Raw genomic sequence first — 24,641 nt, forward strand, 5'->3', positions numbered from 1 at the left:
AATCTCGCGCACTCTTTACTAGAAATCTGAATGGAAGGTCTACCCTAAGCGGTAGTGCTTGCCTTGCGGCTGGCGCGATCCGGCCCGGTGAACATGCGGGCGATTCCCGTAAGCAGGAACCAACCTCCCGACACGTAGAACAAGACCAACATCCACACCGGCTGCGCCGGGTAAATAGCCACCAGGACGCCCGTAACACTAATCCACACCGCGATGGAGATCAGGTTCACAACCATGAACTTCTTAACTCGGAACGGGTGTGTCCAATAGCTCGGGACAACTGTAAGCACAATGCAGGCCACAACCGCGATAATGTTCACAACCTCGCTTGTCTGCAAAACATACAAGCAAAGAGCCACAATGTTCCACGCCGCAGGGAAACCGTAGAAATAGAAATCCGACGACTTCCAGTTCTCATTTGCATAACACAGCGTGGAAGTGGCAAGAATCAAAACCGTGAGTACCGCCGCCAAGTATGGTTGGCCCATTTCGATGTGACGATACATGAAAATCGCGGGGATGAACGTCCACGTCAAATAGTCAATGATGATGTCCAGAATGCCACCATCAAACCACGGGAGTACTTCGCGCACGCGGAACTTGCGAGCCATAGTGCCATCCACACCATCCACCACCAGCGCGATGAAAAGCCACAGCCACATCATGCCGATATCCTCATGAATGAGCGACAATGTAGCTAGGGCTGCAAGCGCCACGCCTGACATGGTGAACAGGTGTACCATCCACGCGCTAACTCGCTGCGACAAGGGCGCCAAGTTTTCTGGCGCGATTGTTTTTAGCTTTTTAGGCATTCGTTTGTACTTCGTTTTGAGGTCAAAATCCATGGGTTTGTTTCACATTCGTCAATGAGATTTTCGAGGAATCCTCGGCGATGATTCTACCTTACCCGCACATTATTGCGGCTATCCGAAATCCCGTGTTTCCGCACATTCTGTGCTTTTCCTGGGCAATGACTAAGCATCCCTGGTTCCTCAGAGTGTGCCGGGATACTTCTCCGGCGTGGGAGCGCAACAAGAACAAAAATCTCGGGACACCGTATGAACGATGTCCCGAGACATAACAATCGTGGAGCTAGGGGGATTCGAACCCCCGACCTTCTCATTGCGAACGAGACGCGCTACCAACTGCGCCATAGCCCCAAGTGCGAAAACCAGCCTAGCACCACATCGCCAAAACCGTTAATTCAGCGGCGTCGGGGGGCTCACACGTTGTAACGCACCATTACGCGTAGCCTTCACCGGACATTACTGCGCGCGGCGGAACTCGAGGATGTCCTCCAAATCGAACGCGGTCTCAGCCATCTCAGCGGCCTCTTCGGACGTCATAGCGTCAAGCGAACGCGGCTTCGCAACCACTGGGCGCAGCGGGCTGACAGTTTGGGTCTCGGACCTATTCTCCTCCGAGCTTTCAGCAGAAGCGACTCCCTCACCATTATTTTCGAGGACGCTCGGATCAACCACTACGCGCCTACGCGGGGCCTTAGCGGCGCGAGCGTAAGCAGGGGCGGGAAGCTCGCGAGGAGTCCACTCGGCGGGTTCAGCGGCGGCCACTACCTGCTCCTCATCAACCGATTCCTGGACGGAAGACGCTGAGGGGGCAACGCTCTCGCTGGCTGGCGCGGTAGCCGCAATACGCTGTTCAACGGATGAGCGCAAGCGGTTGTAACGAGATTGCTCGAGCCTGCGTTCCTCACGCAACTGTTTCAAAAGCTCGGTTTCAGCGCGAGCCTTCTCGATGGAACGGCGATATGCCAAACGCCCCTCCGCTAGCACTGCTCCAATAACGGCCGCCGGAATCAATAGGAACCACCAGGAGAACGTCGAAAAAGTAGCCGCAACCACGAACGCTACCAGCAGTGTCAACGCCACTGCGAAAACGGCGAAACGGCGCTTACCCGCAGCGTTCTCCTTCGCAACACGAGCTGCGCGGGACGCGCGAAGCTTCGCCATCTGCCGGGAAGTCGAAGAAACAAACTCACCCGAAATACGCTGCGAATCAGCCATTGAAAATCCCCCTATCGATTCTGCCTCCACGGCCTGAACCCTCCGTTCGGGTCCACAAACCGCCACGTGAGGCAAAATACGCGGCTGGTTCCTACCCACCTCGCCTCGAACAACAAGACCAGGCTGTTCCTTAGCCAAAGGAACAAGTTTGAGGTCCGTCGAAAACCTATCTTCAACAGGCGTTTCGATAACCTCATTGCGGTTCTTTATGAGCGCAGGCGTCCAATACGCGGCCACCAACACGGCCAACGCACCGATAATCCACCCAGAAAAGCTCACGTACCCATAATTACATCATTGTTATTCCATCTCGGGCAGAGCTTCGGCGTGTCTGTTTCGTGACATTCGACGCCCCACAGTTTCACGAGGGAGGACCGGGCGAACGCTTTACTGGCCGGCGCCCGGCGTAGCCGCTTTGGATGACTGGCAAGGCCGGTTGTATTTGGGTGATCCCCGCGGGAATAGGCGCTACTCCCCCAGCAGGTTCACGCCCCAGATTGCTTCCACTAGGCCGCCGTTTGGTAGCGACTCGCGGTCAATTGAAAAAGCCAAATGGTCTGCCCACTGGCCAGCAATGGCCATGTACCGCGGCCTGTAGCCTTCGTGAGTGAGCCCAAGTTTTCGCGCGATACCAAGAGAAGGCTCATTCTCGGGGCGAATGTTGATCTCCACGCGGTGAATTCCCAGCTTCAAAATGAGCAGGTCAATAAACGCCGCCACAGCCAAGCTCGCAATGCCCCGACCCGCATACTCGGACACAATCCAGTAACCAACCGTCGTGGAATACAGCGCGCCCCTCACAGTGTTTGCCGCTGTTACCACCCCGATCACGCGCCCATCCGCCTCAATCATCATGGGAAGAGTGATGCCCGCCTCTACCTCAGCATCGGTTTTATGCTGATACTGCGCGAGTGAAGGCAGACGCTCATCAACGCCCGGCGCGAGCGTGGCCTCCCACGGCTCCAGCCATTCTCGGTCCGCCCAGCGAACGCGCTCAACCTCGCGGTGAGCCTGCCCCAGAACCGGACGAATCGTAAGCTTCTTGATCTGTGGTGGGGTCGCCGTAGGGTAGCGTTGCGGTCCGAACGCGTTTTCCCCAGGGCGCGCAAAGACGTCCTCGTCCACATTGAAACGCGGCGTTGCATGAATGAGGCCTTGGCCGATGGGATCCTCAATAACAATACGAACCTGCGACTCGTTAAGTCCCCACACGCGAGGCGCGGGCAAGAATCGTCTGAAAAAACTCATCAACTAATCGAGCACCATGCAACGCAGAGCATCACCCGCGCGCACATCCGTCACATTCTCCGGCACAACCGCGAGCGCGTTCGACTCTGCAAATGCGGAAAGGAGGAGCGCATCCGTTGGGCCCATCACTGTGGCCGTGTAGCCCGACGACGGCTTACCCAGCAGTTTCACGCGCACAAACTCGCGCCTGCCCATCGGCGAACGCCACCCGCGGTCCACTCGCGCCTGCACGGTTGGGCGGTTCAGCGAACTCCAGCCTTGCATTGCGCGCACAGCGGGACGCACGTAGACCTCGTAACACACCTGGGCCGAGACTGGGTCACCCGGCAAACAGAAAATCGGGGTTCCCGACTCAACGTGTCCAACACCAAGGATGTGGCCTGGGAAAGCCGCCACCGAGTCAAAGCGGATCGTGCCGAGCGAGCCCAGCACCTCGCGAACTGTATCGCCCGAACCATAAGAGATACCTCCGGTCGTGATGATCAAATCCGCACGCACCAGCTGGTCCTCAATAGTTTGTCGCAGTGTTGCCCGCTCATCTGGAACGGCAGCCACGCGGAAAGTCTGCGCACCCGCATCTGTCAAAGCGGTAGCCAGAGCGTGACCATTCGCATCAAACACCGCGCCCGGGCGGGCCTGCTCACCAGGTTCGATCAGCTCATCACCAATCGAAATGATCACCACACGAGGGCGCGGGTGCACCTGAATACGGTTACGACCAACACCCGCGATCAGCGCGATCTGGCGCGACCCCACGCGCGTACCGCGGCTAATCAGCACGTCGCCCGCACGAACATCCTGCGCCTTAGGGCGAATGTTCTCACCGGGCATCGGGCTATGGGACACCTCCACCTGAGCCACCCCGTGATCCGTGTGCTCCAGAGCAACCACCGCATCAGCACCCGTCGGAATCGGCGCGCCAGAAGCAATCCGAACCGCCCCTCCCGCAATATTCGCCATCGGCTCAACATCGCCAGCGCGAAGCTCCGCCGTAACGTTAAGCTTCACCGGATGATCCGCAGAGGCCCCCTCCAAATCCTCCGACCTCACCGCATAACCATCAAGCGCCGCCAAATCCGCAACCGGAAGGTCGAAGGGCGCCATCACGTCCTCCGCAAGCACGCAACCCATCGAATCAGGCAACATCACATCCAACGGAGGCTGCGGGCCAACCGCATCCTGACAATCGCGATAAAAATTCGCAACCGACCTCATCACATCTCCCCTTCAAACGGGCAAAACCAGTGGCCTGCGCGCACCATCACGGCACGCGGCTAAACCCTACAGGTCAAGTCCTTTAACAAGTCCTTTAAGTAGCGTCCGGAACTCGCTACCAAGCTGGGGATCTTCAATCCCCATCTCCACCACGGCCTGCAGGTAACCCAACTTGTCACCCGTATCAAACCTACGCCCGCGAATCACCACGCCCGTCACGCCGCCGCCTCGATCTTCAGGCGTCTCAATCAGAGTCTGGAACGAGTCAGTCAGCTGAATCTCGCCTCCACGACCCGGTGGGAGCGTCTCCAAAATCTCAAACACCTTCGGGTCGAGCACGTAGCGTCCAACCGACGCGTACTCAGACAACACCTCGTCAATCGGAGGCTTCTCCACAATCTTATTGAGACGGAAGACATCCCCGTCATTCAGGCCCTCAATACCGTCCAACCCATTTGAAGCGAGCGGAATGGTAGTCACATCCGCCGAGCCATAAGCCGTTGCCTGCTGCGGCGTCACTTCAAGTAACGCCACCACGGAGCCGCCAATCTGCTCGCGCACTGCGATCATCTTCTCCAGCACCGGGTCCTCGGGATGCATCAAATCATCCGGCAACAGCACCGCAAACGGAGCATCACCCACATGGTGGCGGGCCTGATACACCGCGTGACCAAGCCCGCGCGGATGCCCCTGCCGTACCGAATGAATCCTCGCGAAATCCTGATAGCGCTCGATCGATGCAAGCAGATCCCACTTCTCGCCCTCGCGCAACGCTGTCTCAAGGTCGGGCACAGCATCAAAATGATCCTCGATCATCTGCTTCTGCGTAGCCGCAATCAGCAGCAAATCATCCAGACCCGCCTGAGTTGCCTCCTCAACCACCAGCTCAATCGCCGGACGGTCAACAATCGGCAACATCTCCTTCGGGATTGCCTTCGTCATCGGCAAGAAACGCGTGCCTCGCCCCGCCGCCGGGATCACACCATGACGCACCGAAGCGTTCTTCAACAAACTGCTCATAGTCCAAGCCTAACCGAGGAACCCCGCAAACGCGGGTATGCCACAAGCGGTGCGCGAACCGGCGAACCACTTTAAGCTCCTCCCCTCGGCACCTTGCCCCCTCGTCTTTCCCTTTGCCTTCTCTCACGATTCAGACCCGAGGTGCCGTGGCGCTGGCCCTCTCATCAACGAGTCCGACCCAAACTGGTGAAAAGGCGTCCAAAATGCCACTTCCCTTCTGAATACCGATTGGTCACGCCTGCTCAAACAGCATTCAGACCCAAAGCGGCAGGAAAGGGCCTCCAAAACGGCAGTTCCCGTCTGAATCGTGAATTCGCTCTGCGAGCGTTGGGAGCGCGCGGCCTGCTCGCGCCAGTTTCCGGCACTCGTCCCGAGGTGCGTGTGCGAAAATGGGCACATGGGGTCTGAATCAAGAAAGCGAGTGTCACCGTACCGCAACCAGTCCGCCGCTGCTCAGATTGCGCGCGACGAGATGCTACACGCACTGCGTAGAGTCAGCCACACCGTGCCAGCCCCAACACCCACCCAGGAATTCATTGACGAGGCCATACGCGTAAGTAAGGAATCCTCGCAAATCGAAATCCTGCGAACCCTCCTAGAACCAATCCGGACGGAAAAACACAAAGTAGCCAAGCGCGCCCTTCGAACCAGCCTTAGAGAACAACGCAAGGCGACGCATAAGCGGCTTGACGGATCGCATGCCGCCACCGAAATCTGGAATGCTCTCAATCCGGTGCTACAAAAGCAGGATCTGCCGCGCGGAATTGCGGCATATGAAGCACTCCCCGGGGAACTGTCGATCAGCAAATTCGTTGCATCCTCCAAAGCTTCTGGAACAGAAGTTTGGCTCCCTGTTGTCTCCAGCGCAAAAGGCATGCCACTTTCGGAACTTCCCATCGGATTCGTTGCCGGCGGCCAGCCAACACCAGCCGGAAGTGCGACACGGATCGATCCGCCAGTTAGCCTCGTGCTAGTACCCGCAATGGCCGTGGACGAGGATGGCGTAAGACTCGGACAGGGCGGCGGTTGGTATGACCGAGCCCTCGCCGCAATCAAACAAGCGCAACCCACGGCCCTCTTTTTCGCTGCAGTACCGCAAAACACCTACGTGAATCGCGGCCTGCTCCCCGCCGAACCGCACGACATCCACATGGACGGCGTCATAACAGAGGCAGGTTGGACGCTCCTCTAGCCTCTTGGGACCTCATCCTCAGAGCGGATACAAAGCTCTACACAGCCAAGGCCAATATCCACAGGCTCACCACGCTATCGCGCATCCACATCTTTTCTTACAGTCCTATCCCTGCCTCGACAATCTTGAAATCATCGAGCCCGTGAAAGAAAAACTCCGAACCGTAGCGCACTGGATCAGCGAGAAACAGGTGGTCATCGCAATCACAGTGGCGGCCATCGCAGTATTTCTAACACTCACCGCAGTCATACAACCGCTTGGAACCAACGCGGTTGTAGCAACAAAACGCATACCTGCAGGCGAAATCATTACAGCGGAGGACGTTCAGATGCGGTCCAACGTAACCGGAGCTCCTCCGGACGTGGCAATCGATTCCACCCTCGTAGTCGGCCTGCGAACAAGCGTCACCATCGAACCCGAAACACCAATAAGAACCGCGTACGTCGCAACCACCGAACAGAGCATGGAAGGGAGGGATACGGTAGCTCTTCCGGTACCCGTCGACGTCGCAACACTATTCACGCAAGGAGACACCCTAGACATCTACTCACCCGCAATATGCGAAGACGAGACGCACAACTGCCCCGCTAAATTGCTAACGCAAGGAGCAATTGTAACCAAAGTCGCAACACCCGCAGCAACCCAATGGAATGCGACACAAACAGCGACTCTGGTGCTAGCAATCACGCGCAAAGACACTCCCGTAGTTGCTGGAGTTACAGACTCCGCTACAATCACCCTGGTGAACACCAGCCAAAACTAGGTTCCACGCATGCTTCAAACAAGCCTGCCAAATCCTCGTTAACGCTGGCCACTAATCCCTATCGATTAGGATTCACCAGCACGGTTCTCGCCATCGGCGTACACACCGTTGCAACCGATACGTAGCATGCGCCTACAAGGTAGCAAGCCCACAACTACAAGGAGCAGTCTTGATTCAAGGCTTCAAGGATTTCATCTCACGAGGTAGCGCCGTTGACCTCGCAGTCGGCATGGTCATCGGTGCGGCATTCACGCAGATCGTCACCGCGCTAACGGACAACATCATCAATCCGCTTATCGGCGGCATTTTTGGCCAGCCGCGCTTTGACAACGTCGGACAGTTCACCATCGGTATCGGTGGAGACCCCGCCGTGGTCCAGCCCGGCATGCTTCTCAACGCGATCATCAACTTCCTGCTGGTCGCCATTGCGCTGTACTTCTTCATTGTTATGCCCATGAACAAGTGGGCCGAGCGCAAGCAGAAGGCTACCGACGAGGTAGCTGAAGAGCCGAAACCCGACGCGCAGCTCACCCTGCTCGAAGAAATCCGCGATGAGCTACGAGCATCCAACAAGTAGAAACGCCCGTCTTCCGGCGGCCAACGCACGTTAGCTGACCGAGGAAGACGAAGTCGGCGAGCCCTCCAGGGTTCGCCGACTTTCTTTTTTCTTCATCCTTCCACCCCATCTGTCTAACCGCCCCCTCATCCGCTCGCCCTTCACATATGCGACCAGCCTCATCTGCCTGCCCGCCACGCCTTTCCGGCCAGCCTCTCTTTCCCAGCCTCACTCCGCGCAACGATTCAGACCCAAACTGGCTAAAACACCTACCCGAATCGGTACTTCCCCTCACAATCGCGGATGGCAGCGCCCCCGCCCGCAGTATTCAGACCCAAACTGGCAAAATCGGCCTCCAAAATGGCAGTTTCACTCACGGATGCGGTTTTGGCGGCTGGGCCAACCAGTATTCAGAGCCAAACCGGCGAAAACAGGAGTAAAAACAGCACTTCTTCTCTGAATACTCGTCACTGGAAGCAGCCTGCAACGGCATTCCGACTCAAACTGGCAAAAACCGGGCGCAGAAACGGCAGTTCCCGTCTGAATACCGGGGGGAGAAGCAGACACGGGCAATTATGATGCGGTTTCCGACGCGAGGAAGCTGCTGAGCGACAGTTTGGGTCTCGCACGCGTATTTGGATGGTACTTTGGGTCTCGCACACAAAATGGAGGGACGGTAGTCAGTAGCGCAACCCACAGCAATCCGAGCAGGCTGGCTTCAGGTCCAGCACGCGCCTTACCAGTGAGGCGGTTTGTTCTCCCGAAACTCACGATCGCGAGCCGACTCCGCCACTGGCTCACCATGTTTGCCATCCCAAGCCGGCGGTTCAAGAGGGCGAATCTGCTCCCACGATGGGCTTCCGCCGTCCTCAATAATCTGGCGGTCAGCTCGTGAAATCCGCTCAGCTCGGCGCCGCCTGTGCACATGCGCAGGGCGAGCACTTACAGCCGGCGAGACTGGCAGCCCTTCCCTCGTTGCGTTCGCGGATTCAGTTGCCATCGCGAGCGATCCTGCGTGCAACATTTCGCAACACGGCATCAACTTGAGCGCCGCGACGGGTCAGGCCAAGCGCACTTTGGATCTCGTTCACGATCTGATCTTCACTGCGCTCCACACCATCCGACACAATCCACATCGCGATCTCATCCAGCTGGTCATCCGAATAAGCCGCGAGCGGCAAGCCTACCGCGACCTCCGGCCGACGTCCCCGCTCGGCGCCGCTTGGCCTCCAAACGGTCTCTTCTGCGCTACCGTGAATATCCCGATCAGCCTGCAACCTCACAAGTTTCTGAGCCGCCGTTTCCGTGCCAAGCATCTCTTCATTTGAGTCGGCAGGACCCTCGTCTGAATCGGCAGACTCGCCGGTGTCATTCGTGAGGTCGGGGCCGTTCTCACCCAGATCAATATCCCCATCAGTATTAGCAGGCTGTGCAGGAACTTCGTCAATCGCAGATACAGCCATTGCTTCAGCCTCAGCTTGGGCCCTCGCAGCCATGCGCTCATCCACGGCGTCAAGGACTAGGTCAATGATCGCATCGGCTTCCTTCTGCGGGTCAATGAAGACAGCCATTGCGAGCTCTGTTCGCGTCTTCCACCCGTTTGCTTCCAGTAGTTCTGGCCAGTAACGGTCACGGCGGCGCAAGGATCGCTCCGCAACGTACGTGTCGTCATCGGTCAAGATCGCAACCAGTAACTCGTCTGGAAACTCCGGGTGCCCGATGGCCAGTGGAACGCGGAGCGCCCCTTCAACCCCAAGGTTAGGGATGACCGTCAAACCAATCGAGTACAACCGATCCGCGAGGTCGATCAAAAGCTGATCCGGTTTCGCTTCAAACGTTGGCCACTGCGTGCCGTTTTGGGTCTGAATCGTAGAAGACGACGAGGCCGTTACTTCCTCATCGGAGGGGTCGGCAGTATCGTCTGCCGTAGCAGGCTCCAGGTTCGCCGCCCCGGTGTCGACAGGCTCTCCCGCCTGGGAGGCCGCCTGGTAGTCTGCGGTCGCGCCGCTTGATTGAGCGGTAGCATCGCGATCCTCGGAGGAAATACCGCTGGCTACTTCGGCACTGCTCATGAGGTCCAGTAGCAGTTTGGGCCCGTCGTTCGAGAACCTGTCTTTATCAAACAGCGCGGGATGCACAGCCGCGACGATATTCAGTTCGTCGCCGGCACAACCTAGCACACGGGCCAGAAGCTCCAAGCCGCCGGCCTGCGAGATCTCTCCAAAGTCGTGTAGCACTCGACCGTGCGGCGTTTTCGCGTACCCAATCGACAAGATCGCACGATCGCGCATGACATCCGTGTTCGAGTTCGGTGTGACAATCACGAATGGATCCGGTCGTTCTTGCTCAAAGAAAGATTCAAGGGCTGGCGAGGTGGCAACCATCGCATCCAAGTTCGCGCGCAACCGCTCAGCGTGCACATCATTGAGGGTGAGTACGGCGAGCGATTTCTCGGGGTACAGCAGTGCGTGCTCGATGATCATTTCCGTGACAGCCTCGACTTCAGCAGCGGAGGACTCAACGGCAGCTTTGTCGGGCGCGGGCATGCCCCGGCCGTCAACATAGGAGATAGTGAGCTTCGACCCCGCCCTCGGAACCGGCACGGGCACGCCCGTGTGTGCAACGCGGTAGCGGTTGAATAGACGCCCTACATACTCGTTAACGCGCACGGGTTCAGGATGAATCTGCGCGGTTACGGTCACCTGTTGGAGCGCATCCACAGTTGGCGTCGGGTCCGTCAAGTCCGCACTGATTACAACCTGGCGTGCGCGTGCAAGCAGAGGCACCAGCTCAGCCAGAGGCAGATGGTTCACGTCCTCAAGAACCAGAAGGTCAACCGTTTGCCCCAGTGGTAGCAACTGTGGAACCATCACGGGCACGGTCAGAAGAATCGGGAACATTGCGCGCACGAGCGGCGACGATGCATAAAGAGATGCCGCCGCGTCGGGCGCAAGCGTTCCATTGCCGAGGGCGGTGCGTAGCTGCGCTTCTTCTTCAAAGTAGCGAGCCATCTGGTCTACGCGCCTGCGGCGGATTTTGTCGGAGGCAACTGCGGCAAGCGACTGCACTTGCTGGCGGTCAAGCTGCTGCAACTCGCCGATCAGGTTTTGCAGGTTCGCGGGGTCAAAGCCGCCCAGGCTTGGCACGCGGGTTAGCATGACGCCCAGCGCGGACGCCCACCATGCGAGGTCTAGCTCTTTGTCGATCAAGGAGTCTGGCACATTGCGCTCGCGCAGATCTTTGACGAGGGCATCGAGGCCAAACTTGTGGAGCGTCTTCATGATTTCGAGACGTTCCGGTAGCTCGCGCGCCCCGTTCGGGTCGGCGTGGAGGCGGTCGATCAACAGGGAAAGCTCACCAATGTCGATGCGTTGCAGGGGCCCGTGCGCGGTGGCGAGGTGCGTGTCGAGGAGTTTCAAGTCTTCGCGTACGCCGGCGGCCTGTTGTTTAAGCTCGTCGAGGTTGGTGGGAACTTTTGGCCACCCGTCAACGGCTTGGTGTTTGCGCCACACGTCGCGTTGGCGCTGCACTTTGCGCAATTCGTCGTTGAGGTCCTCAACATAACGGCCGGGACGTAGCATGTCTTTCGCGGATTTAACCAAGTACTTGCGCTGCCTGCGCTTCATTGGATAACCATGGTCTCGCCTCCATTGTTTGGAGGCGGTTGCGATCACCATGTCGGCAATGGGGCGCTCAAAGATGGCGGGTTGGAATACATCCAGAGCCTCGCGTACGCCCTCCAGCATGACTAGCTGGTCTTCCCATTCCTTGAATGTTGTTGCGGGATGTAGCCCGGTTTGTCCGGCAGTTGTTGACATGGCCACGCGTAGTTTTGGTAGCGATTCCGTGGAGAGTCGTGCAACGATTTCGAGGACGGGGCCTACCTGCTCGGGCGAGGAGATGACGGCACCAAACCACGCGTCATGGGCGTCGCTCTTGGTGAACATGCCCTGGGTAGAGGCTGTCCGCAAGGCGTCTTTAGCTTGGTCGTCGGTGTCTTGCGCGAGGGCGGTGAGAGTGTCGGCGGAGAGACGCACTTTGGTGCGCGGACCGGGCCGCGTGGAAGTGAGGTCAGTGAGCACTTGAAGCGCGTCGTATGCGGATACGCCCCATTCGGCCACGGGCCGGTGCAACTCTTCGGTATGCTCCGCTAGCGATTCGCGTATGCGTCGCAATTGCGTGCGCATGAGCTCAATGGATTCGCGGTCCACGAAGGGAGATTCGTCGCGGAAGATCCGCTCGAGTTCCATGACGAGGTTGGATTTCGTGTCCTTACTGCTATCGACTCGCGCCACGGCGTGCGATAAGCCGGACTCGTCCATGTACCGCCAGAAGGCTTCACCGCTGTGCTTGCTTGCACCGACAACGAGGACTTTACGTCCGTTTGCGGCGGCATCCGCGGCGATCGAGGCGAGCACTGGCGTGGGGTTTGCTCCACCGCGAGTGTCGAACATGACGTTGGAACCGGAAACCACCGTTTCAACCAGGTCCAGCGTCTCTGGTAACTGGTCTCCAATACCGCGTTCCTTCCACGGATCGCGGTCGTACGGGTTGGGCTCAGAGAGTTCTTTCTTGATCGCGCTAACGGCCCGTTTGTTGCCTGCGAGCGCGAGCACGAAGTTGGATTGCAGTAGCGCGTCAGCGTTTTGAAGTTCTGCTTGCAGGCCTGATGCGGGGTGCAGGAATAGTGATAGTTCCATGCGTTCATCGGACTTGAATCCGGGTAGGAGGCCAGATAGGGCGCTGCGTAGCCGCGTGATTGCGGGGGCGGCGGTGAAACCGTGAGATTGCCGGGCCGTGTTCTCGATGGAAGTGGTGTCTAGTTCGACGCCGCAGGCGGCAGCGGCTTCGATGAGGCCCGGAGCAACGGTAAGCATGTTGGAGATGCGCACGGTAGGTTCGCCCGCGTCATCGAGTTTAAGTTCGGCGGGGCACAGCAGCATGGGGCTGGTGCGCGGGCCGGTTTCAGACTGCCAGGCGGCATGCCCGAAGGCCATGTGGATGGGGGCCATGCCGTGCGCGGCGGCAACGTCGCGAGATTGATTCATGAGGGAGCGCACGACTGCCCGGGCCCGTTCGGCCTCGCTGGGTTCGCGTATGAGTAGAGATAGTGGCGTTGTACGAAGTGCGAAGAGTTGCGCCATGCCACCGGGGTGCGCATAGGTGAGGTCGAGTGTTGACCTCTTCGGGTTCTGCAGGAACTCCCGGGTGACTTCGTCTAGCTCGCGCGCCCATTTAGCAACCGCATGCCGCATGTCTACTTCGCGGGCGCTGGGTGTTACCTCTTCAACGTCCACCCAGCGCGTGTCAGCTCCGCTGGCTGCGTCATGCGCACGGTCTTCCCTATTTTGGAGTCCGTTGTTCGACTTCTCATTTGGGGTCGTTTCGTCGGACCGGGTCTTCTTGGACCGGTCCGGGTCTTGCGATTTTGGGCGAGAGAAAAAACTAGATACCACGGTGTCAACACTATCGAAGAGGACGGACAAGAAGATGTAGGCGCGGCGGCACCGTTTCATTTCTGCGCTTCTCGCTTTTCTGTAACGTGACTACCACCACCAACATTTCTTGACATCGAGAGACTTAAGAGTGAGATACTTATTTTGAATGCGCAAAATACCGTGGTTTTGTTCGTTATTCTCGTGATGAACCCAATGGAGAGGAAACCCTGATGGCTACCATCATTTACACTCACACTGATGAAGCCCCCATGCTTGCAACACACTCACTTCTTCCTATTATTGAGGCGTTTGCGCGGGCCGCTGGAGTCGATGTTGAGACTCGCGATATTTCTCTTGCGGGCCGCATCCTCGCCGCATTTTCGGATCGTTTACCACCGGAGCAACAGGTTGAAGACGCACTTGCAGAGCTCGGCGCTTTGGCGAAGAAGCCAGAAGCTAACATCATCAAGCTTCCTAACATTTCGGCGTCCATCCCCCAGTTGAAGGCGGCGGTGAAGGAGCTTCAAGGGCTTGGTTTCGCCCTCCCGGATTATCCGGATTCTCCCGCGAACAGCGATGAGCAGGATGTGAAAGCTCGTTACGACTCCGTGAAGGGTTCAGCGGTGAATCCGGTGTTGCGTGAGGGTAACTCGGATCGTCGTGCTCCTATCGCAGTGAAGAATTACGCGCGCAAAAACCCACACCGCATGGGCGAGTGGAGCACCAGCTCGGCCACCGAGGTCGCCACGATGGGTGCGAATGACTTCAAATCCAACGAGAAGTCGATTGTGCTGGACAAGGCTGACACTCTTCAGATTCGTTTGCGTGGCCGCGATGGACAAACCACTGTGTTGAAGGATTCTCTACCGGTTCTAGAGGGCGAGGTTGTTGACGGCACTTTCATGTCGGTTGCAGCGCTTGAGGAGTTCATCGCAAAGGAGATTGCGCGCGCCAAGGACAAGGACGTCCTCTTCTCGGTGCATCTGAAGGCAACGATGATGAAGGTGTCTGATCCGATCATCTTCGGCCACGTGGTCCGCGTTTTCTTCAAGGATGTGTTCGATAAGTTTGGGGCGCAGTTGCAGGCAGCTGGCTTGTCTCCCAACGATGGCCTCGGAACGATTTTCACTGCGCTTGACGAGGGCAAGGTGGAGGACGCCGCCGAGATCCGCAAGGCGTTTGCGGACGCGATTACAGCTGGTCCTCGCCTGTCAATGGTTGATTCTGATCGAGGAATCACGAATCTGCACGTGCCCTCCGATGTGATCATTGATGCGTCGATGCCCGCGATGATCCGCAATGGCGGAAAGCTGTGGGGCCCAAGCGGCGAGGAAGACGACACGATTGCCGTGATCCCCGATTCGTCTTACGCGGGCGTCTACCAGGCCGTGATCGAGGATTGCCAGGCCAACGGAGCGCTAGATCCGCGCACGATGGGAACGGTTCCGAATGTGGGACTAATGGCGCAAAAGGCTGAAGAGTACGGCTCGCACGATAAGACGTTCGAGATTCCTGCCGATGGCACCGTGGAGGTTGTCAATTCAGCCGGCGAGGTACTGATGTCGCACGAGGTGCAGGCCGGCGATATTTGGCGCGCATGCCAGACAAAGGACGAACCGATCCGTGACTGGGTGAAGCTTGCGGTAACCCGCGCTCGCCTCTCCTCCACCCCGGCTGTTTTCTGGCTGGATCCTGAGCGCGCACACGACGCCGCTCTCATTGAGAAGGTTGAGAAATACCTGCCGGAGCACGACACGGAAGGCCTATCGATTTCGATCCTCGACCCGATTGAGGCAGCGAAGCTATCGGTTGCGCGCATGCGCGATGGTTTGGACACGATTGGCGTGACGGGCAACGTGCTTCGCGATTACAACACGGACCTGTTCCCCATCCTTGAGCTTGGCACGTCCGCGAAAATGCTTTCGGTGGTGCCGCTTATGAATGGTGGCGGACTGTTTGAAACGGGGGCGGGCGGTTCTGCTCCCAAGCACGTGCAGCAGTTGCTCAAGGAGAACTACCTGCGTTGGGATTCGCTGGGCGAGTTCCTTGCCTTGGCCGAGTCGCTACGCCACCTGTCGCGGTTTGATGACAACCCGCGAGCGCAGATCCTCGCTTCTGCGCTAGATGAGGCAACGGAGCTGGTACTTAGTGAGGGCAAGTCTCCGGCCCGCAAGCTCGGTCAGATTGATAACCGCGGTTCACACATGTGGCTGGCGGTGTACTGGGCGGAGGCTCTGGCCAACCAGACTGAGGACGTGGACCTCGCCCGCACTTTCGCGCCGGTTGCGATTGCGCTGCGTGAGAATGCGGACAAGATTAACGACGAGCTTATCGCCGCGCAGGGACACCCCGCGGATATTGGAGGCTACTACCGTCCGAACACGGAAGAGACTTCCGCCGTAATGCGTCCGTCGCAGACGCTGAATCAGATTATTGATCAGCTACGCAAATAGCCGGCTCCAGTCTCGCACTAGCGTTAGTGCCACGAGGCTGTAGTTAACCGACTAAGGGGGGTGGGGAACCCTAAACCTGGTTCCCCACCCCCTTCGTCATATGCGCGCTTGCGCTCCACGGCCGGCACGCACCCTTCGGGATTAACTTTCCCGCCACAGCCTTAAGTTCAACTGCACATAAGCCCGAAGTTGACCTAATGTTTCTACCGGGTTGGAACTTCCACTACCGGGCATTTGGAGAGCACATCGATCATGGCTTGTCGCTCTTTTTCTTTCACGCTAAGCCCCCACACGTATTTGACGTGTACTTGCCTGGCCACATACGCACAGTGGTAGTCGGAGTTTTCGGGTAGCCACTTATCGGCCGTCAGATTCGCTTTATCTTCGTTGGCTGGCCCATCCACGGCTAGGAGGTTTTGCGGGTCGTTCGCAAACTGTTCCCGTTTGGCCACATCCCACTGCCAGGCGCCTGCAAACCACGCGTTAGAAAGCGGCACAACGTGGTCTATTTGAACCAGTGGGGACGTTTTATCTCCGCGCTCAAAATACAGCTCTCTTCCCGTGTACGGGTCATTCAAGATCCCAGCTGCCACCACGCATCTGGAGTTGGGTCGAAAAACCACGCGTTCCATGTCCCGCGCCAAAATATCGTTTCGAGTGTCGCACCCGTTCATGTCCACGTCAGCCCACGGCTCCCCGAATTCCGCGCGTTCGTAGGGCGGAGCATCCACCCACCCACTAACTTCAAGCGCCATGAGTTCGTCGCGCACTTTCGACATGGGAACGTCCTCAGCTTGCGCCCCATCAAAGCGCAGTAAGCCAGCCCAAATGGCTACGGTTACGCCAATTGCAAGCACGACAAACAGCACGAGGGCATCGCCAGGTTTTACTTTCTTCACATAGATCACCATGCCTGGCTTTGCCTTGAAAAACCACTTAGGCTTGCGGGGGTGTGCACGAACCCTGTTACAGGTACGGTGTGGACGGACCCTAACAGGGCCTAATCCTCATGCAGAACCAAGCCGTTAATTGCTGGTTGCGGATCAGAAGCGAGCCGCCCATACGTGTCAACGTCAATCCGTCGCCCGTCGATGAGGAATTTCTGGCGCTCCGTTCCCTCTTTAATAAAACCCGCGCTACGAGCCACCGCGCCTGATGCCGGGTTATTTACCCGGTGGCCCAACTCGAGACGCTCCAGGCCGCGCGTTGTCAGAGCCCAGTTGGCAACCGTCGCGGCGGCCCGGCTCATCCACCCGCGACCACGGGCATCATCTGCCATCCAGTACCAAAACCAGCCACTCAGGTTTTCCTCATCGACGGATACGCACACGAGGCCAACAAGCGTGTCTTCCTCGACCACGGCCCATGGCTCATGAGGTGATTGCGTAGCTATCAGCGCATTGACATAAGCCTGCGCCTGGGCGAGAGTCGAGACATCTCCCTGCCGCGTCATATCAGCATTAGACGCAAAAGCTTGGTAGACCTGTGGAGCGTCGGATGAGCGGAGTCGGCGTAGCCCCACGGCCAGAACTTCGCAGTTTTCTTCCATCAAAACCTCGCCGTTTTCATTGGAGCAAAGCCGCTTTAGTGCCCTCGAGACGATTCGAACGTCCGACACCCGCTTTAGGAGAGCGGTGCTCTATCCCCTGAGCTACGAGGGCTTAACCTGAAAAAGCCTACCATGAGCAAGCGCCGGCGCGTGAATGCGCAAACACCTGGCATTTACAGCTCAGTGTCAGCGCCGCTCCCACGGCGTGCTGACGCTATCAGACTCGGAGCCCCGCGAGGATGGCACGGTCATAACTGGGCACGTGGAGTGAGTTAGTACGATTTGCGAAGTCGATCCAAGCAACAGGCCGGCAAATCCACCTCGTCCTCTTGTACCTACAACCACGAGGTCAACAGCGGTTGAGAACTCTGTCAAAAGCTCCGCCGGCGATCCGTCAATAATGTGCCGTTTAACCGTCACATCACGGTCCCCCACAACTTTGGCGCATGCCGCGGCGAGTTCCTCTTCCATTTCTTTATAAAGGCGCTCGCGGTCAATGGTTGTGGGCACCCAAGAGAGCATGCCCGCACCCGTAGCAATTGGAACAGCGGCGATCGCATCAACTTGCGCGCCCCATAGCGCAGCCTCGTCAACTGCTTTTTCGAGAGCGGTGTGAGCGGTACGCGAGCCGTCAACGCCAGCGACGATGCGCTTAATCGGCCAGAAGGGAGAACCGGACGTGTGACGCGGAACCACAACTACGGGGCATTTCGCATGGGCAGGAAGTGCCGAGGAGACGGTGCCAAGAAGCCTGTCTGCTATGCCTCCACCCCCGCGCGATCCAACAACAATCAGGTCTACTTCTTCCGATAGTTGCACGAGGACGCTGGTGGCATCGCCCGGCTCAGTGGTGCCGGTAACTTCGGTGAGGCCGTGGCTACGAAGCCTTTCCAACCCGTGATCAACTGCTTTTTGTGCGCCCTGTTGCAGGGCGTCATCGTCAAGGGCGGCGTACCCTCCGTCAAGGGCGGCTGCCGAATATGAGGCGAGGGCGTAGGTGCATACCACGTGAACGAGAGAGCCGTCCTCTTTTGCTCGGGCTGCTGCCCAATCGAGTGCCATGTTGGCCTCTGCAGACCCGTCTACCCCAACGAGGATTACTTTCTGCCCAGCCATTGTTGCCTCCCTTATAGCTTTCACCTCTATTTTGCACACAGTTGACAAAAAATGTGAGCTGTACTGAATGGGGTTTACACTTTGGGTACAAAAAAGTCCCAGCGAGAAGCTGGGACTTTTTCGTTAAACCTTAGAGGCGAACGTAGCTCGGAGCGCCGTAAACCGGAGCGTATTCAACGCCGCGGCCGGGAGCCGGCGAGTGAATCATCATGCCGTTGCCCGCGTAGATGCCAACGTGGCCGCCGTAGTAGACAATGTCTCCGGGAGCTGCTTCAGATGCCGGAACGTAGGTGCCGGAAGCACCAATTCCATAAGAGGAGTGCGGGAGGCTGTAGCCCAGCTGCCCGTACACGTAGGACACGAGACCGGAGCAGTCAAAACCGCTCGGGGAAGCACCTGCCCAAACGTAAGGAACACCAATGTACTGCGCGGCAACGCCAACCGCTGAAGAAGCGCTCGCTGACGGGATCGAGACCGGAGATGCCTGGCCCTGCTGGAGCGATTCGCGTTCGTAACCACGGTCCGCAGCTTCGCCACGACCGGCAAGATCGCCGTCTGCAACCTCTTCTTCGACAATCTCAACGCTTACCGATAGGTCGTCACCAGATGCCCATGCGACGTCTGCCGGAGCGGTGAGGACGGGGTTTGCTTGCGCAATACGACCTTCCTGAATGGTAGGAGGCGCTTTGGGGGCGAGGTCGAGCGCCGAGTCAGGGGCTGCAGTTGCGATGCCGCTACCAAGAACGGTTAGTGCAAGTCCGGTTGCGGAAACCGTTGCAACGCCGCGGACGGGGCTGATGGATTCAGTAATGTCCGTCAGAGGCGTCACGGGACGGCATGCTCGGCGGTGCCGTGCCTCGATCTTCTTAGCCAAAATATTCTCCCTTAGAAGGTGCCTTATTTAGGTTCCTTGAATAACAAGTTCACTCTAGCCAACATGCACACGAAATGTCACGTAACGATAACGAAGTTGTGAACAGTTCCACTCATAAAGTGGTCATTAAAATGAATATATGCGGCTCGGCCCAGTCTGGAATCGCCACAGATCCCTCACTTTTCGCGGATTTGCCACTTTGGGATAGCATCAGCTCCCCATCGCGCAGGGTGATTGAGATCTCATCTCCTGGTCTCATTTTGATATCGTCGAGGGCGCTCAGAGCATTCACTTCAGACTGAACGGGCTCGCCAAGGCGGGCAAGTTCCGCGATCAAATACTCGCCTTCCGCGAGGCTGGCATGAACGTCTAAGAGGGATATGAGACCTTCAGGCAGTTCCCATTCCCCCGGTACCGGATTGCCGTAGGGGTCTTTCTTAGTGCAGTCCAGTATCTCTTTGAGCTTATGCTCAACTCTGTCCGACATTACGTGCTCCCACCGACACGCCTCTTCGTGCGCAAGCGTCCAATCAAAACCGATGACATCAACCAGCAGGCGTTCAGCCAGGCGATGCTTGCGCATAACCTCGATTGCCAGCCCCTTTCCTTCATCGGTCAAAGTTAAGGTGCGGTCCTCTTCGACTATAACGAGGCCGTCACGCTCCATTCGCGCAATGGTTTGCGACACGGTGGGCCCGGAATGCCCGAGGCGCTCAACGATGCGCGCCCGCAAAGGAGTGATGCCATCTTCTTCAAGCTCGTAGATGGTTTTCAGGTACATCTCGGTCGTGTCGATCAAGTCACGCATTGTTTCCCGTCTTTTCGTATCCGCGCCAAAACGCGGGCACGCGTCGTGCCCCTTTTTATTTTCGGTCCATTTATTGACCTGTTGCCATAAATGAACCATATTCGACTAGATTCTTCAGTATGGCGACCAAAATACAGATTCCATTTGATCTTTTACCGAAAGACGGGCGTTTCGGCTCCGGCCCTTCGCTTGTACGCAGGGAACAAATTGACCGTTTAGCTGATGGGAATACGCCAAGGTCCCCTCACCTAATTATGGGTACGAGCCATCGCAAGCCGCCGGTGCGCAACGTTGTTGGCGAGGTGCGTGAGATGATTGCGCGCCTGTTCAACATTCCTGATGGTTATGAAGTCGTGTTAGGAAATGGTGGTTCCACGGCTTTTTGGGCAGTGGCTACCACCTCGCTAATTAGAAAGCGTTCCGCGCACGCAACGTTTGGCGAGTTCGGTTCGAAGTTTTTCGAGGAGGCCGCCCGCGCCCCGTTTTTGGAAGAGCCTGTGCGTTTTGATGCTCCTGCCGGGCAGCTTGCAACGGTTGAGGAGGTTGCGAACGCAGACGTCTACGCGTGGCCGCACCACGAGACATCAACTGGCGTTATCTCTCCCGTGAAGCGTATGCCGGGTGGCCTGTGCTTGGTGGATGCAACTTCGGTTGCCGGCGGGGCCAGCGTAGATATTTCCCAAACTGACGCCTACTATTTTGCGCCGCAAAAGTGTTTTGGCTCCGACGGCGGCATTTGGTTTGCGATCCTCTCCCCCGCGGCTATTGAGCGCGCCCAGCAGTTGCATGCAGATTCTGGCAGGTGGATGCCACAGTTCTTGGACCTTTCGATCGCGATTGATAACTCGCGCAAGGACCAAACGCTGAACACGCCCGCTCTGGCAACGCTACTTATGATGCATGCGCAGCTTGAGTGGATGCTGGCCCTTGGTGGTTTGGATGCAACGGCGAAGCGTTCGAAAGCATCAACGGATTTGATTTACATGTGGGCCGAGCACAGCAAGTTCGCCGCGCCCTTCGTGGTTGACCCGGCGCTACGTTCTCCGGTTGTGGCAACCATTGATTTTGAGGGCGTGGATGCATCCGCAGTTTCGCAAGTATTGCGCGATAACGGAGTGGTTGATGTGGACCCGTACCGCAAGCTGGGCCGCAATCAGTTACGTATTGGCGCGTTCCCATCGGTGGATCCGCAAGATGTTTCGGCCCTGTTGCGTTGCATCGACTTTGTGGCCAGCCGCCTATAGCACTCTGCCAAGCACTTGACGTTTGATTTATGAGGCCGAGCCGGCTTCGCTAACAGCGTCCAATCAGGTGGCCTCGACATTTATTTGTCGAGGCCACCTGATTGTTGTAAAGAGCGTTCTAATCCGTGGGCTGGTCGCCGCCAGCTTCGAGGTCACGAGCACGCTCACGCGGACCGTAGGTGGTGATGGGCCTACGAGACCAGCTAGCTTTGATGCGCACGTCCCAAGACTTGATAGCCCAGATGGCGGCGGCAACAGAGACGATAATCGCCGAAATGCCTCCGACGGCCAGCGACCAGGGACCTCCCCAGGTGTCGGCAACCCAGCCGATAATGGGAGCACCAATGGGCGTAGACCCCATGTAAACCATGAGGTAGAGCGACATGACGCGCCCTCGCATGGCAGGATCGGTGGAGATCTGGATGGCGGCGTTAGCAGACGTGATCATCGTGAGCATGGCCAGGCCGGTGGGGATGGCAATGAGGGCAAACAACTCGTAGGTGGGCGCTAACGCGAGCGCAATATCGCACAGTCCGAAGAGGAACGCGGAAACAACCACGAGGCGCACGCGCGGGAACTTGCGGCGCGCGGCAAGAAGCGCACCCGTGAGCGACCCAATGGCCATGAATGATCCGAGGATGCCGTATTCGCCAGCGCCCTTCCCATAAACCTCGGTGGCCATGACCGCGGAGGTGAGCTGGAAGTTCATTGCGAATGCAGACACGGTTCCGGCCACGATCATGATGACCACAATGTCGGTGCGACCCATAACGTAGCGCACGCCTTCGCGAATCTGCCCGCTTTCACGCTTCACCCGGCTGGCGGGGGCGAGCAGGCTCTTATTCATCAAAGCTACCGCGGTTACGGGCGCGGCAAATAGAAGCAGGTTGACGATGAATACCCATCCTGGCCCTACCCATTCGATGACGAGGCCGGCAAGGGCAGGCCCAATTAGGCGCGCAACGTTGAATGCTGCCGAGTTGAGGCCCACTGCGTTAGGTAGGGATCCAAGTGGAACGAGTTCGGATACAAAGGTTTGGCGGGCGGGCGCATCAATGGTGGAGAGTATCCCTGCGAGGAATGCAAGGACGTACACGTGCCACAGTTGTGCCGTGTTGGTCAGAATAAGGACACCCAAAATGAGTGACATGAGGCCGATCATGCCCTGCGTGAACTGGATCAGGTTTCTGCGGTTCACGCGGTCTACGATCACACCAGCCCACGGGCTGAACAAGAGAATGGGCAGGAATTGGAGGGCGGTGGTAATACCGATTGCGGTGCCGGAACCTTGAGTGAGGACGGTGAGCACCACCCAGTCTTGCGCGATGCGCTGCATCCACATGCCGGTGGAGGAGATGATGTTGGCGCCGAACCATAGTCTGTAGTTGAAGTACTTTAATGATTCGAACGTTTTTGACACCTCGTATACCTCCTTTTTCAATAATGCCAGCATCGTTTACGCGCCGCCACGTCAGACCAGGCGCTTAGGGATCCATCTTGATCTGTGAACATCTGGACCTCTGCCGCCATGCAAGAGGAGTCTTATTTCTCCCTTGCCCCGCGGGTTTTGCACGACAATTCTAATGCGGCTCGCGAAGAGGTTATCTTCGCGAGCCGCGCCGAATATTGGGTTGTAGCTACGGGCTTAGCTCAGGATCAGTCTGGCAAAGTTGCCCGTGGCGGGAGCTTAGGCTCCCAGTGCAGCCTGGATTGGGCCGAGCACGAAGTAAACCGCAAACAGGACGGAAACGATCCACATGAGCGGCTTAACCTGCTTTGCCTTGCCAACTGCTACCGCGGCGATCACGTAGGTGATGAAGCCGGTGCCGATACCTACCGAAATGGAGTAGGCGAACGGCATAAACGCGATGGTAAGGAATGCCGGGATTGCTATCTCTGGCCTCTTCCATTCGATATCCAAGACCTGCGTCATCATGAGGAAGCCAACGAACACAAGGGCGGTAGATGCAGCCTCGGTTGGTACTAGCTCTACGACGGGCGCGAGGAAAATGGACAGTAGGAACAGGATGCCTGTCACAACCGAAGCTAGGCCGGTGCGCGCACCTTCACCAACACCCGCTGAAGATTCAACGTAGGAAGTGTTGGAGGAAGTGCCTGCCAGGCCGCCGGCAATAGCCGCAAGAGAGTCAATGACGAGGATCTGTCGTGAACGCGGCGGAGTGCCGTTCTCGTCCAGCAGATCACCTTCAGCACCGATCGCAACCATGGTGCCCATGGTGTCGAAGAAGTCGGCAAGCATGAGCGAGAAAATCAGCAGTACAACGGCTAGCGGACCGAGCTTACCGAACGCGCCGAACAGGTCGAATGCACCTAGCGACGAGAAATCGGGAAGCGAGACCGGAGAGCCGGAAAGCTCTGGAACGGTAACGCCCCAGCCGGTCGGGTTCTCATCACTCTTCGGCCCAATCGCTACGATGGCCTGAATGATGACGGCAAGCACGGTGGAAGAAATGATGCCTATTAGGATCGCACCGCGAACCTTACGCACGTAAAGCACGATGGTTAGCAGAAGGCCAACGACAAACACGAGGGCTGGCCAGCCGGCAAGCGATCCGTCAATGCCCAGCTGAACGGGGGTGCCGCCGGGACGGATAATGCCCGCGTTGATAAGGCCAACGAACGCAATGAACAGGCCGATACCAACCGAAATAGCCACCTTGAGCTGGTTAGGCACCGCATTGAAGACGGCCTCACGGAATCCGGTTAGAACCAGGATTGTGATGAGGATGCCTTCCCAGACGATCAGACCCATTGCCTCTTGGAAGGTGAGGCCCGAACCGAGGACGAGGGTGAACGCAACCATGGCGTTCAAACCCATGCCGGCCGCGAGCGCCATCGGGTAGTTGGCAACTAGGCCCATGAGGATTGTCATGACGCCTGCTACGAGTGCCGTTGCCGCCGCGATGGTTGGGATCGTTAGGGATCCATCTTCGGGGAATGCTGCGGATAGGATGATGGGATTAAGAACGAGGATGTAGGCCATTGCGAAGAAGGTGACAAAGCCACCTCGTACTTCGCGACCAATTGTGGAACCGCGTTCAGTAATGTGAAAGAAACTATCTAGCTTTGAGCGCTGTGCAGTATTGGTATTCACAGGTAAATGGTCTCACTGCACGCGTT

At 57.6% G+C, this 24,641-nt stretch carries 19 protein-coding genes and 2 tRNA genes; 5 read left to right on the plus strand and 16 right to left on the minus strand.

Translation table 11 applies throughout. The features are described from left to right. Positions 1-44: 44 nt before the first annotated feature. The 6 genes from HMPREF2854_RS06525 to HMPREF2854_RS06550 form a co-directional block, all read right to left on the minus strand. On the minus strand, positions 45-812 hold the full coding sequence (locus HMPREF2854_RS06525; RefSeq protein WP_070620848.1) for a CDP-alcohol phosphatidyltransferase family protein: 768 nt from the start codon (positions 810-812) through the stop codon (positions 45-47). Between the two features lie 275 nt (positions 813-1,087). Further along, positions 1,088-1,160: transfer RNA gene (locus HMPREF2854_RS06530), tRNA-Ala, on the minus strand. A 105-nt stretch (positions 1,161-1,265) separates the two neighbouring features. Next, positions 1,266-2,303: a hypothetical protein gene (locus HMPREF2854_RS06535; RefSeq protein WP_070620705.1), complete on the minus strand. Its 1,038-nt coding sequence runs from the start codon at positions 2,301-2,303 to the stop codon at positions 1,266-1,268. A 189-nt stretch (positions 2,304-2,492) separates the two neighbouring features. After that, positions 2,493-3,272 (minus strand): GNAT family N-acetyltransferase, encoded by a 780-nt coding sequence (locus tag HMPREF2854_RS06540; protein WP_070620708.1) that lies wholly within the window; start codon positions 3,270-3,272, stop codon positions 2,493-2,495. A gap of 3 nt (positions 3,273-3,275) precedes the next feature. Next, positions 3,276-4,487, minus strand: coding sequence for a molybdopterin molybdotransferase MoeA (gene glp, locus HMPREF2854_RS06545; RefSeq protein ID WP_070620710.1), 1,212 nt, complete (start codon positions 4,485-4,487; stop codon positions 3,276-3,278). Positions 4,488-4,553: 66 nt separating this feature from the next. Beyond that, a complete protein-coding gene (locus HMPREF2854_RS06550) occupies positions 4,554-5,507 on the minus strand; it encodes a UTP--glucose-1-phosphate uridylyltransferase (RefSeq protein WP_070620713.1) in 954 nt (317 codons plus the stop codon). 421 nt (positions 5,508-5,928) lie between these two features. Here HMPREF2854_RS06550 and HMPREF2854_RS06555 point away from each other — a divergent pair, with 421 nt between their 5' ends. From HMPREF2854_RS06555 to mscL, 3 genes are all read left to right on the plus strand, one after another. Next, the gene (locus HMPREF2854_RS06555; RefSeq protein ID WP_070620716.1) at positions 5,929-6,699 is read left to right on the plus strand and encodes a 5-formyltetrahydrofolate cyclo-ligase; all 771 of its coding nucleotides are present in this window, start codon (positions 5,929-5,931) and stop codon (positions 6,697-6,699) included. A 142-nt stretch (positions 6,700-6,841) separates the two neighbouring features. Further along, positions 6,842-7,462 (plus strand): SAF domain-containing protein, encoded by a 621-nt coding sequence (locus HMPREF2854_RS06560; RefSeq protein ID WP_070620718.1) that lies wholly within the window; start codon positions 6,842-6,844, stop codon positions 7,460-7,462. A gap of 169 nt (positions 7,463-7,631) precedes the next feature. Then, positions 7,632-8,039 (plus strand): large conductance mechanosensitive channel protein MscL, encoded by a 408-nt coding sequence (mscL, locus tag HMPREF2854_RS06565; RefSeq protein WP_070620721.1) that lies wholly within the window; start codon positions 7,632-7,634, stop codon positions 8,037-8,039. Positions 8,040-8,754: 715 nt separating this feature from the next. On the opposite strand, the gene HMPREF2854_RS08670 is transcribed toward mscL, so the two are convergent. Together HMPREF2854_RS08670 and HMPREF2854_RS06570 are read right to left on the minus strand one after the other, a co-directional pair. Then, on the minus strand, positions 8,755-9,018 hold the full coding sequence (locus tag HMPREF2854_RS08670; RefSeq protein WP_148130920.1) for a hypothetical protein: 264 nt from the start codon (positions 9,016-9,018) through the stop codon (positions 8,755-8,757). Further along, complete coding sequence (locus HMPREF2854_RS06570) at positions 9,008-13,534, minus strand: hypothetical protein (RefSeq protein WP_070620724.1); 4,527 nt, start codon at positions 13,532-13,534, stop codon at positions 9,008-9,010. Before HMPREF2854_RS06570 ends, HMPREF2854_RS08670 begins: the two co-directional genes overlap by 11 nt. 152 nt (positions 13,535-13,686) lie before the next feature. Between HMPREF2854_RS06570 and HMPREF2854_RS06575 the strand changes: the two genes are divergently transcribed. After that, positions 13,687-15,909: an NADP-dependent isocitrate dehydrogenase gene (locus tag HMPREF2854_RS06575; protein WP_070620728.1), complete on the plus strand. Its 2,223-nt coding sequence runs from the start codon at positions 13,687-13,689 to the stop codon at positions 15,907-15,909. A 203-nt stretch (positions 15,910-16,112) separates the two neighbouring features. Here the strand turns inward: HMPREF2854_RS06575 and HMPREF2854_RS06580 are convergent, their stop codons facing one another. The 6 genes from HMPREF2854_RS06580 to HMPREF2854_RS06605 all read right to left on the minus strand — a co-directional run bounded on the left by HMPREF2854_RS06580 (position 16,113) and on the right by HMPREF2854_RS06605 (position 20,256). Further along, a complete protein-coding gene (locus HMPREF2854_RS06580) occupies positions 16,113-16,808 on the minus strand; it encodes an HNH endonuclease family protein (protein WP_261666676.1) in 696 nt (231 codons plus the stop codon). Between the two features lie 101 nt (positions 16,809-16,909). Beyond that, the gene (locus HMPREF2854_RS06585) at positions 16,910-17,458 is read right to left on the minus strand and encodes a GNAT family N-acetyltransferase (RefSeq protein ID WP_070620736.1); all 549 of its coding nucleotides are present in this window, start codon (positions 17,456-17,458) and stop codon (positions 16,910-16,912) included. 39 nt (positions 17,459-17,497) lie between these two features. Beyond that, positions 17,498-17,570, minus strand: a tRNA-Arg gene (locus tag HMPREF2854_RS06590). Positions 17,571-17,644: 74 nt separating this feature from the next. After that, positions 17,645-18,574, minus strand: a complete 930-nt coding sequence (locus HMPREF2854_RS06595) for a universal stress protein (protein WP_070620739.1) — start codon at positions 18,572-18,574, stop codon at positions 17,645-17,647. 130 nt (positions 18,575-18,704) lie between these two features. Further along, positions 18,705-19,448 carry a C40 family peptidase gene (locus tag HMPREF2854_RS08870; RefSeq protein ID WP_158237848.1) on the minus strand — a complete coding sequence of 248 codons (744 nt, stop codon included), beginning with the start codon at positions 19,446-19,448 and terminating at the stop codon, positions 18,705-18,707. A 112-nt stretch (positions 19,449-19,560) separates the two neighbouring features. Then, positions 19,561-20,256, minus strand: a complete 696-nt coding sequence (locus HMPREF2854_RS06605; RefSeq protein ID WP_070620742.1) for a metal-dependent transcriptional regulator — start codon at positions 20,254-20,256, stop codon at positions 19,561-19,563. Between the two features lie 119 nt (positions 20,257-20,375). On the opposite strand from HMPREF2854_RS06605, the gene serC reads away from it, so the two are divergent. Beyond that, entirely contained in the window at positions 20,376-21,500 is a 1,125-nt protein-coding gene (gene serC / locus HMPREF2854_RS06610) for a phosphoserine transaminase (RefSeq protein WP_070620744.1), read from the plus strand. A 118-nt stretch (positions 21,501-21,618) separates the two neighbouring features. On the opposite strand, the gene HMPREF2854_RS06615 is transcribed toward serC, so the two are convergent. After that, positions 21,619-22,920 (minus strand): MFS transporter, encoded by a 1,302-nt coding sequence (locus tag HMPREF2854_RS06615; RefSeq protein ID WP_070620852.1) that lies wholly within the window; start codon positions 22,918-22,920, stop codon positions 21,619-21,621. Positions 22,921-23,187: 267 nt separating this feature from the next. Beyond that, entirely contained in the window at positions 23,188-24,615 is a 1,428-nt protein-coding gene (locus HMPREF2854_RS06620) for an NCS2 family permease (protein WP_070620747.1), read from the minus strand. Positions 24,616-24,641: the final 26 nt, after the last annotated feature.

It is taken from the genome of Actinomyces sp. HMSC075B09, assembly GCF_001812395.1.
Classification (GTDB): domain Bacteria; phylum Actinomycetota; class Actinomycetes; order Actinomycetales; family Actinomycetaceae; genus Gleimia; species Gleimia europaea.